General features: G+C 27.6%; 11 protein-coding genes. 6 read left to right on the forward strand and 5 right to left on the reverse strand.

Annotation, left to right across the window (positions count from 1 at the left end; genetic code table 11):
• Nucleotides 1-31 precede the first annotated feature (31 nt).
• Complete coding sequence (locus tag E6248_RS08520; RefSeq protein WP_316340393.1) at nt 32-769, forward strand: N-acetylmuramoyl-L-alanine amidase; 738 nt, start codon at nt 32-34, stop codon at nt 767-769.
• Nucleotides 770-1,087: 318 nt separating this feature from the next.
• Here the strand turns inward: E6248_RS08520 and E6248_RS08525 are convergent, their stop codons facing one another.
• Nucleotides 1,088-2,233 (reverse strand): amidase domain-containing protein, encoded by a 1,146-nt coding sequence (locus tag E6248_RS08525; RefSeq protein WP_316340394.1) that lies wholly within the window; start codon nt 2,231-2,233, stop codon nt 1,088-1,090.
• 153 nt (nt 2,234-2,386) lie between these two features.
• On the opposite strand from E6248_RS08525, the gene E6248_RS08530 reads away from it, so the two are divergent.
• From E6248_RS08530 to ymfI, 3 genes are all read left to right on the forward strand, one after another.
• Nucleotides 2,387-3,349: a metallophosphoesterase gene (locus E6248_RS08530; RefSeq protein ID WP_316340395.1), complete on the forward strand. Its 963-nt coding sequence runs from the start codon at nt 2,387-2,389 to the stop codon at nt 3,347-3,349.
• The gene (locus E6248_RS08535) at nt 3,346-4,278 is read left to right on the forward strand and encodes a dipeptidase (RefSeq protein WP_316340396.1); all 933 of its coding nucleotides are present in this window, start codon (nt 3,346-3,348) and stop codon (nt 4,276-4,278) included. The genes E6248_RS08530 and E6248_RS08535 overlap by 4 nt, the downstream gene beginning before the upstream one ends.
• Nucleotides 4,279-4,437: 159 nt before the next feature.
• Nucleotides 4,438-5,181, forward strand: coding sequence for an elongation factor P 5-aminopentanone reductase (gene ymfI, locus E6248_RS08540; RefSeq protein WP_316340397.1), 744 nt, complete (start codon nt 4,438-4,440; stop codon nt 5,179-5,181).
• A gap of 513 nt (nt 5,182-5,694) precedes the next feature.
• Here ymfI and E6248_RS08545 read toward each other — a convergent pair.
• From E6248_RS08545 to E6248_RS08555, 3 genes are all read right to left on the reverse strand, one after another.
• Entirely contained in the window at nt 5,695-6,153 is a 459-nt protein-coding gene (locus E6248_RS08545) for a nucleoside deaminase (protein WP_316340398.1), read from the reverse strand.
• 223 nt (nt 6,154-6,376) lie between these two features.
• Nucleotides 6,377-6,847 (reverse strand): NUDIX hydrolase, encoded by a 471-nt coding sequence (locus E6248_RS08550; protein WP_316340399.1) that lies wholly within the window; start codon nt 6,845-6,847, stop codon nt 6,377-6,379.
• A 140-nt stretch (nt 6,848-6,987) separates the two neighbouring features.
• The gene (locus E6248_RS08555) at nt 6,988-7,437 is read right to left on the reverse strand and encodes a hypothetical protein (protein WP_316340400.1); all 450 of its coding nucleotides are present in this window, start codon (nt 7,435-7,437) and stop codon (nt 6,988-6,990) included.
• Nucleotides 7,438-8,033: 596 nt separating this feature from the next.
• Between E6248_RS08555 and E6248_RS08560 the strand changes: the two genes are divergently transcribed.
• Both E6248_RS08560 and E6248_RS08565 read left to right on the forward strand, forming a co-directional pair.
• Nucleotides 8,034-8,444 carry a sigma-70 family RNA polymerase sigma factor gene (locus E6248_RS08560; protein WP_316340401.1) on the forward strand — a complete coding sequence of 137 codons (411 nt, stop codon included), beginning with the start codon at nt 8,034-8,036 and terminating at the stop codon, nt 8,442-8,444.
• Complete coding sequence (locus E6248_RS08565) at nt 8,434-9,336, forward strand: zf-HC2 domain-containing protein (protein ID WP_316340402.1); 903 nt, start codon at nt 8,434-8,436, stop codon at nt 9,334-9,336. The genes E6248_RS08560 and E6248_RS08565 overlap by 11 nt, the downstream gene beginning before the upstream one ends.
• 637 nt (nt 9,337-9,973) lie before the next feature.
• On the opposite strand, the gene arr is transcribed toward E6248_RS08565, so the two are convergent.
• Nucleotides 9,974-10,399 (reverse strand): NAD(+)--rifampin ADP-ribosyltransferase, encoded by a 426-nt coding sequence (gene arr / locus E6248_RS16400; protein ID WP_396335140.1) that lies wholly within the window; start codon nt 10,397-10,399, stop codon nt 9,974-9,976.
• Nucleotides 10,400-10,767: the final 368 nt, after the last annotated feature.

Raw genomic sequence — 10,767 nt, forward strand, 5'->3', positions numbered from 1 at the left:
GTAATAGTTTTATTGCAATTTAGGAGGAGAAATGAAAAAGAAAGACTTTATTATTATATTAATAATTTCCATTATTTCTTTTTATAGTTTAGCTTTAAGTCCAAAAGCTTTTACAGAGGAGGAAAATAAAAAAATAGTTATATGTATTGATGCTGGACATCAAAAGAAAGGTGATAGCAAGCTTGAGAATGTTTCACCAAACTCTATTAATAAAAAGCCGAGAGTTTCCCAAGGGACTGAAGGGATTTCAACAAAGAAGCCTGAATATGTAGTTAATTTAGAAGCAGCAGCTATATTAAAGGATTTATTAGTAGAAAAAGGCTATACTGTAATTATGACTAGGGAAGAACATGATGTAAATATAAGTAATTCAGAAAGAGCTGAAATAGCTAATAAATCAAAAGCAGATATGACAATTAGAATTCATTGTGATAGCTTAAAAGACAATAGTAAAACAGGTGCAACTCTTTTAGTTCCATCTAGCAAGGGAAGTACAAAAGATATTTTTGATGAAAGTAATAAGTACGCTGAAATATTAAAAACTAACCTTAAGGATAATGGAGTTAAGGTTAATGGAATATTTGAGAGAAATGATATTACGGGATTTAATTGGTCAAGGGTTCCAGTAGTAATATTTGAAATGGGGTTTATGAGCAATAGTTGTGAAGATGCTATGTTATGTGATAAGAGCTATCAAAGAAAGCTTATGAGTATAGTGTCTGATTCTATAGATCAATATAAAGATGGTATAAAGAAGTTACAGAACTAATAATTGGAGGGAAGTTATTTTAAATTATAAAATTTCATTAGTTTAAGGCTATAGCCAGTGCATAGCCTTTTTTGTTTTTTAATTTCTAAGATTCCCATTAAAAATTAGAATAAATTTTAATATTGGTAATATTTAAACTTCCATTATTCAGTCAATTTAGAAAAAAGTTAATCCAGGCACTTCTTCTAAGGATTTACAATCTAAATATCAAATTGCACAAGATACATCTGTGTTAAGATAAATAAAATAGGGTTATTGCATTAGCCAATTAAGGTCTGCTAGCAATAGCCCTTTAATTTATTTTTAATATTTAATTATTTAATAATGCACATGGATTAGGTGGAATTTTATATTATCATTACTCCAACCTAAGTCATATGGAACTAATAATCTATTTGTATTGTGGCAGGTTACTAAAGGATAACCTTTAGAATCAAAGCCAGTTACTGTTGATACATGAGTTATTCTACCTTTCTTTTCATAAGCTACAAAGTCACCAGGTCTTAAATTAAAGGCTGCTTTGTATATGCTTTGATAACTACCTTTTGCAATATAAGAAGCTCTACCACTTGAAACCATATAATTTTTAAAGCCTTGTGCATTAAGCCAAGCTTTAGTACCTTCTTTACCAGTATAATTCCAGGTTCTGTTCTTTTTAAAACCTCCAGCTTCAAATAAGATTTGGGATGCAAAATTAGCACAATCACCACCGTCAGGATTATGATCTTTATAGCCAGGATTATACTTAAATGTGAATTCTTCATCTTCAGAAACGCCACAATACTTATGAGCATAATCTACTGCCTTTTGAACTTTTTCTGAAGGAGTATATTCTGGAGAAGTTTGGCTTAGGATATAGCTTTTAATCTCATCAGACTTTATATTATTTAAATCTAGGGAATCGGCAAAAGGATCAGTGTACCATTCTTTAGTTATTATATATCGATCATCTTGTTTTCTTAAATTCAAATAATGATTAGTACCAAGTCTAAAGTGATTTATAGTTTCAGGGCTATCTACATAATAATAATTGAAATCTGTAGCAACATCACAAATTATTCCATAGAGGCCAGGTTCTTTTTCTGCTACTTTTCTTATTCGTACAATAGATTTTAAATCCTTAAATTTAACAGATTGTTTTTCTGACCAATTAATTAAGTATTGGGTTTTCTTGGCTTCACTTTCATAAGCCCATAAGCTAACTTTTATTTTCAAATCATAAAATTCCTTAAGAAGCTCTGAATCAGCTGAAACTATAGCAGTATTTCTCTTTGTAAACAAATCTTCTATTAAGACTTTAAACTCTCTCTTTATCTCTTCAGAAGAGGTATCTATTAAGTTTGAGGATTGAATTTCTTCATTATATAAATCAAAATCTTCTTTATCAGCTTTAACTTTAAAATAAGGTATCAAATTGAAAACTAATAAGGATATAAGAATAAGTTTATTAAATTTTAGTTTCAAATTCTTTCTTCTCCTTTCAAAGTAGACTATATATGTAGTTTGTACTAAAAAATAAAATTTATATATGTATCTTTAAATTAAATAGCTAGGATACTTTTAGCAAATTTGTAATTTAAACATATAATATTTATAATTAATTTTAGGGGAATATTTATGAAACAATTAAACTATCTTTATGAAAATTCAAAAGAAGTTAAATTTGATAATAGTGATAATATAGTATTTATATCAGATATTCATAGAGGAGATGGGACTTTTTATGATTCATTTCTACCAAATAAGAATATATATAAGGCAGCTTTATCTTATTATTATAAAAAGGGCTTTACTTATGTAGAAGTAGGAGATGGGGATGAACTTTGGAAAAATATTAATTGTACAGATATAGCTTATATATATAATGATGTTTTTAAGGTGTTAAACAAGTATAAAGAAGAAAATAGACTTTATATAATTTATGGTAATCATGATATAATAAAAAGTAGGGAAAATTTTTATATTTCACAATATAGAGCTTTAAAAAAGATAGGCAATAATTATGGTCATAATTTTTTAAAGTTTATAAAGGATTTAAATTTTTATGAAGGTATAAATTTTAAATATACTCCAATAAATGAAAAGTTTTTAGTAACCCATGGTCATCAAGCTGATGAATTTAATTATAGGTATTGGATGATTTCTAGATTCTTAGTTAGATATCCATGGAAGTTTTTAAATGGAATTGCAGGTTTTAGAGATCCATCAAGTCCTGCTAAAAATAATAAAAAAGGAAATAAGGTAGATAAAAGATTAGAAAAGTGGGCCAAAGATAATGGTAAAATGATATTATGTGGACATACCCATAATAGTAGAATGCCTGAATGTAAAGAGCCACCTTACTTTAACGATGGATGTGCAGTATTACCTTATGCTATTACTGCAATTGAAGTTGAAAGTGGAAGGATATCTTTAGTTAAATGGAATATAGAAGCTCAAGAGTCAGGCGTTTTATGGGTAAGACGAAAGGTTATTACTGGTCCTAGAAATATAGAAGAGTATTTATTATGGGCAAGACAAGAAAGAATTAGAATGATAGAAGATGAAAAAACTAAAAAAAAGAAAAGGGGATTAAAATGAATTCAATAGATTTACATTGTGACACAGCCAGTAGACTGTTATATGAAAAGTTAAAATTAAGAGAAAGTATATGTAAGGTAGATATAAAGAAATTAAAAGAAGGAAAAGCTTTAGCACAAGTATTTGCACATTTTATAGAGTTAGATTTAGTTAAAAATCCTTATGAAGAATTTATAAAAATGTATAATAACTTTACAAAGGAATTAAGCGAAAATAAAGATAGCATAGTATTAGTTAGAAATTTAAAAGAATTAGAAGAGGTTAATAGCTTAGAAAAAATAGGAGCCTTTTTATCTATAGAAGAAGGTGAAGTTCTTGAAGGTAAGGTAGAAAGAGTACAAGAGCTTTATGATATGGGAATAAGATTTATTACTTTAACATGGAACTTTAAAAATAGTATAGGCTATCCTAATGCAGGATATAAATATAAAGATAAGGGATTAACTGAAAGAGGTAAGGAAATAGTATTAGAAATGGAGAGGGTTGGAATAATTCCAGATTGCTCTCACTTATCTGATGGTGGATTTTATGACTTAATTAATATTTGTACAAAGCCATTTATTGCAACACATTCAAATGCAAGAGCAATAACTGATCATTCAAGAAATTTAACTGATGATATGATAGTTAAGCTTGCTAATAAGGGTGGAGTTATGGGATTAAATTTCTGCGGACCTTTCCTTGGAAGAGAAAAAGTACCTACAATTAATTCAATGGTAGCTCATCTAAAGCATATAAAAAATGTTGGGGGTGTTGATGTACTAGCATTGGGAACTGATTTTGATGGAATTGAAAATGAAGTTGAAATAAAAAATATTGGTGAAATAGGCAAACTTAGAGATGCATTATTAAAAGAAGGATTTACAAATACTGAAATAGATAAAATTTATTATGGAAATGTAAAAAGAGTACTTAAAGAGTGGCTATAAAAATGATATAAGTCTTATATTACATCTACTACTTAAGATACAGGTGGTTGTCATATAAGATTTACATCATTAAAACTAAAGAAGGAAAATTATAAAGAGATACTTTATAGTAGAAACTTTTTATAATTTACTAAAGAATGAAAAGTTAAGGAGAAGAAAATGGTAAGTTTACAAGGGAAAATTGCTTTAGTAACTGGTGGTACTAGGGGGATTGGAAAAGCAATTGCATTAGAGTTGATTAAAGAAGGTGCTACAGTAATAATTAATTATTCAAAGGATGATCTATCTGCAGAAGAAACATATAAAGAAGTTCAAGAGTTAGGTGGCTATGCCAAGCTTTATAAAGGTGATATATCTAACTATGACTTTTGCAAGGAAATGATAGATTATATAATAAAGACATTTGGTAAAATTGATATATTAATTAATAATGCTGCTGTTTCCTTTAGAGGATTATTTATGGACTTTTCAAGTAGAAATATTGAAAATATATTTGGGATTAATGTATTTGGAGCTATGTACTTAAGTAAAGAAGTTATACCTCATATGATAAATAGAGGTAGTGGTAATATTATTAATATATCATCTATATGGGGTGAAGCTGGGGCTTCTTGTGAAGTATTATATTCAAGTACAAAAGGAGCTATAAACTTATTTACAAAATCATTAGCTAAGGAATTAGCACCTATGGGAATAAGAGTTAATGGAATTGCTCCTGGTGTAATAGATACAGAAATGAATTCATTTTTATCTCCTGAAGAAAGAGAAGAGTTAGAAAATGAAATTCCAGTAGGGAGATTTGGGGATCCTAAGGAAGTTGCAGAATTAGTAGTATTTTTATGTAGTGAAAAATGTACTTATATAAACGGACAGATCCTAAAAATCGACGGAGCTATGCTGTAGATATATTGGAAGGTAGTCCTCAGTCATATATTATGCTTTGTCTCCGTCGCAAGCTCTAAGTCGACATTCACATAATATATGACTGAGGACTTTTCAATATATCTATATATCGCGTAACTGACTAAAGGAAAAAACTATGCGGGCATAGTTTAACAGAAGTATTATTTTGAGTTATGGGATTATGCTGACCTTGCAAGCTCCAAGTCAGCTTTCACACAATATGTATAGAGTTCTATAACTAATATAAAATCTTAAGATAAAGGTCGGACACTGAAGGAAAAAACTATGCGAGCATAGTTTAATAGAAATATCATTTTGAGTTATATGATTATGTGACCTCGCAAGCTCCAAGTTGGTTTACGCATAATATTTGAATTGCGCACTAAAAAATACCGCATATTCTTTTGAATAATACGGTATTTATGATAAATTAATATTTAATTTTATTTTTGTAACACATTAAAATTTCATATAAGTTTATCTACTTCTAAAGTTAGATGAACTTAGAATTTGTTATACAAAAGAATAACCATCAAAAGCTTTCAAGCCTTCCTCGTTTAGCAATTTCTCTACAACAATCGTCTGATGTGGACTTCTTTCAAACACTTCTTTGCATGGAATCATAATATTACTCCCTGCGATTTCTGCTAATTGTTCATGTGAAACACTATAAACTAATTTGCCAAGTTTAGACCAAACCATAGCACTTGAACACATAGCACATGGCTCACAACTTGAATATAGTGTATATTCACCTAAATTATTTACTTTGTTTTCTGAGCAAAATTTACGAATCAATCCAATTTCAGCATGATGTGTAGGGTCAGAAATTGAATTAATTTGATTTTCTCCAATCATTACAATCTCATTATTCTTTACTAATACAGCTCCAAATGGCTCATTTCCCTGTTCTCTTGCTTTCAAAGATAGTTCAATTGCTTTTTTAATAAAATACTCATCATTCTTTATCATAATAGCCTCCATTATAAAAGTTAGATTGCTATTTATATTTTAGTGTATAAAAAACTAACACATAAATATCATTATATAATAACATAACTATCAATTATATTTCAATAAATATTTTGTTTTTTGCTTAAAAATATACTATAATCGCATACCGTATTATTCAATTCTCAAAGATCAATTTAGTTCGCAATAGTTTCAAATTGTTTCTATAAATATACTAGAAAAACTAAATTTTATTGTTTTTTATTTTTCCATTAACCCATTTATTTAATGCTATCTTTAATGGGGGTGAAATTTCCTTTGGTATTTCTTCGATAGCGAAAAACTTTAACTGCTCAACTTCATCTTCTTGCATCTTTAATTTACCTGAATAATCTTTACATATATAAACAATATCAACATTAGATACTTCATCCCCGTTTGGATAAACATAATGTGTATCTTTTCCGGAAAATATACCAAATAGTTCTAAACTATTTGCAGTCAGTCCAGTTTCTTCATATAATTCCCTTTTAGCTGTATCCTCAACTTTTTCGTCTAATTCAACTGAACCTCCTGAATACCCCCAGCAATGGTTATCGCTTCTTTTTTGTAAAAGAATTCGTCCTTTATAATCTTCTACGATTACACTTGCTCCTACCTGTAATAATGGTCTATTTCCAACAATAGATCGCAAATCCATTATATAATTTGACATTTAACAGTTCTCCTTATGTGAAATTCGTTACAATTATAAGTTAATTATAATATATTTTGTAAATTAAGTGATATTCACTTTTCAAGAATCAAATTTTATCAACTACTTTGAAATATAATTATGGTATTAATTTATTAAGATTATTCATTGGTAACTATTATTTTTATTGTATAAGATACATGTCCTTGATTCCATTCACCAAAGACTTCGTAGATGTAAATACCTTTTTCATTAGGAACAATAATTTTGTCATCAGTATAAGTATAGGTGGTATCTTTTGAATCGCCCCAAGCAATTACTTTCACATTATTTGGTTTTTCTGAAAAATCTAAAGTCAACTCTGATTGTGGGTTTACTTCATTACCATCTATAGTTTCTGCAATTTGTTCTGGACTTGCTGAATCAGCATTAATGGTTTCTTTAGTAAAGAGCCCAACATTATTACTCCATTCATAACTACCTTTTGAAAGTAATATATCGGAACCATTAGTTGATATTTTTAAGTCTGGAATAGATGCTTTTGGAGTTCTATTGCATCCAACAAATAATAATATAGTTAAAGAGATTAAAGCGTAAAATATTCTCCTCATAAATTCCTCCTATTTTAATTATTCAAACCTTTATAATCTTATTATACATAATTTATGGATTATAATTCCAGAATAAGATATTTAAATATAACTTAGAAGCATGTAGTTTGTTACTACAATTTTAGGGGGGAAACTATATAGTTATATAGTTTGCTTTTATTATTTTATTTAGATAGAGAAATTTATTTAAGTGATGACTTTAGAGCAGAGAGTTACGTTTAAGATGCAAAGATATGAATATTATAATAAATCACAGTTATAATCACAGACAAAATCATATAATAAAGTATTAAGATTATATCATTTGTTTTACTTAGAACCTTCTAGTATACATATATATTACTAATAGAGGTTATTATGGAATAAAATTGAAGTTTATGTTATTATAACATTAAATAAAAAGCGAAGAATTGTATTATTAGCTAGATAACTATTAATGGAGTATAGAAATATACTCCATTAATTAATTGTAAGGTATTTCAAATATATGCGTCTTATAGATAAGGAGGTGAAGAAGTGGAGGAATTTGAGAAGATATATAATGATTATTTCCAGATGTCTATTTATATATAAAAAGTTTATCTAATGATGAACATGTGGCACAAGATATTAGTTCAGAAACATTTATAAAAGCTATTAAAGCAATCGAGGATTTTAATGGCAATTGTGATATTAGAGTATGGTTATGCCAAATTGCAAAGAATAGCTATTTTTCCTACCTACGTAAAAATAAGAAATTGGTATATGTAGACCAATTTAAAGAACAAGAAGCTGGTTTTGATATTGATAAAGCATTTCTATCAGTAGAAACTTCTATCGAAATACATGAGATTTTGCATAGTCTAGAGGAACCATATAAAGAAGTATTTTCTCTACGTACTTTTGGGGAATTAAGTTTTAAGCAAATTGGTTCACTTTTTCAAAAGAATGAAAACTGGGCTTGTGTTACTTATCACCGAGCTAGAAAAAAAATACAAAGTAAATGGAGGTATAAAAATGAAAATTAACTGTGCTGTTATAAAAGATATTTTGCCATTGTATGTTGAAGACATTGTAAGTGAAGATACAAGAGTTCTTATAGAAAAGCATCTTGATGAATGTATAGATTGCAAAAAAGAAGTTGAAGAAATGAAAACACCACCTAATATACCTATAGATATAAATACTACTGGATTTAAAAATGTAAAATCTAAATTATATAGGGAGAAGTTTAATATAATTATTTTTTCAATAATGTTAACTATGATAATTTCAATATTAGTTATTAATTATTTATCAGAACCAAATTATATACAATATTCTAATGATATTGTATCTATAAATACAAAAGATAATGGAGAAATATTTGCTGATTTTGGTGATGAAGTATCTAGTTATAATATATATAAATACCTTTCTGAAGATGGCTCTAGCTATAATTATCGAATATCTACTTGGGAAACTTTGTGGGATAAACTTTTTAATAATAGAGAACTTGGGACTGTAGTATTAAATCCTAATGGAGAAAAAATAACTTCAATATATTATTACTCAGCAGGTCAATCAAATGATATTTTAATATATGGAAAAAATTTAGCTGAAAGTGATGGAACTATATCTCTACCAAGATTATTTCTCGGAGGATATTTACTTATTGCAATAGTATTAATGGCTATATTTTCTATTGTTATTTTAGCATTATATAAGAATAAAATAGTACGAACTATTATAAGTAAGATTTTATTAATACCTATTTCATATGTTATTGGAACTATTTGTATCAAGGGATTTAATACTGCATCATACTCAGCTACACGTGATTTTTTTGTAATATTGCTTATATCAATCCCAATTTATTTTGTATTATTGATTACTATTAATTTTTATAAAAATATTAAAAACAAATCAACAATAGAGTAATAATGAAGAGGATACAGTTAAAATTTAATTGAGAAAAAATAAAAGCAGATTTTAAATTATCAAGAGTAATTTTATAAAAAATTTTTAAAAATAATATTTACAACATATTATACATATATAATATGCTATATTAAAAAGTCCAATGATTTTAAATCACTGGACTTTAGTTAGTAATATATTAAGATTGTTCTGAATTTCTTTTTTCATATAGATAACGATGCCTAATACTATAATAATTACAAGTCCTACTCCAATAAATAGATGTAATGTTTTAATAGAAAATAAAATTCCTATTTTCCCTATAGAACTATCTACTTTCAAAAAAACATATTATCCATAAATTTTATTTACGAAAAATATAAACAGTGGATAGGGCAATATCAACTTTAATCTAGATTCATAATCTATATCGCAGAACATAAATTCTAAATGTACATTAATTAAAAATATCCGTAAATCTATTAAAATATGATTAACTCAATATATACGTTGTATGAAAATATAATGAATGACTTCTATTTTAGAAATATAATCATTCCTTGATATCATTTTGAATATCTACCATATTGCCTAAATTATTCTGATTCTCTAATCACTTAACCTAAAGTATTTCACTTAAGTATGATTAAAGATATCTTTAATTAATAATTTCCCATTTGTTATTAGCTAATTTATCACGCCATTGGCTAATTTCTTCAGGTGTCTGTTTCATCCAGTCTGTTTTTTCACCTACAATTCTTAAAGGGGCTTCAGAGCGATAAGAGCATGTCAAGTTTCCTGGAAATTTCTTATCAGTTACATTTGGATCATTTTCAAAGGGCCCTGTTGGCTTTACAACATAAACTCGTTCTCTGCCTTCTCCCTTTGCTAATCCAGCTGCAAGTCCTGCTCCATTAAGATTGGATGTAAAATAAATGTGATTCATCTTAACTTCAGAATTATAATTTGAATCTCGACCTGATACTAGTAAATCACCAACCTGTAAATCTGCTCTAGTTCCATGATAAAAAGGTCCTTTATCATAAGGTTCAGTATTATATGAATTTGATAATTCATAATTTATTTTTGCCTTATTATAATTACCTAATTCTTCATAGCATTTTGAGATACTTATATATATTGCAGGAAAAGCACTCTTAACACTATCATCATTTGATTTTATGGCATACTCTAAAGATGTTTCCATCCATTTTAATCTATTTGAAATATCTTTTTCGTGTTTAGCTACTTGATAAGCTGCAATAAATCTTTCAAAGTCATTTGCTGATTCATTCCAAGCTTGAAGAAATAATTCACTTGCTTCTTCAGAGTTACCTTGCTCTTCCATACCCATTCCCAACACGCATAGTCTTATAATTTTGTTTTTTGGATCAAATTTAGTGCTCATTTAATGCCAACTCCTATTAATTTTATAGTTACATTATATTAACA

This window comes from Clostridium sp., assembly GCF_032552055.1.
In the GTDB taxonomy this organism is placed as follows: domain Bacteria; phylum Bacillota; class Clostridia; order Clostridiales; family Clostridiaceae; genus Clostridium.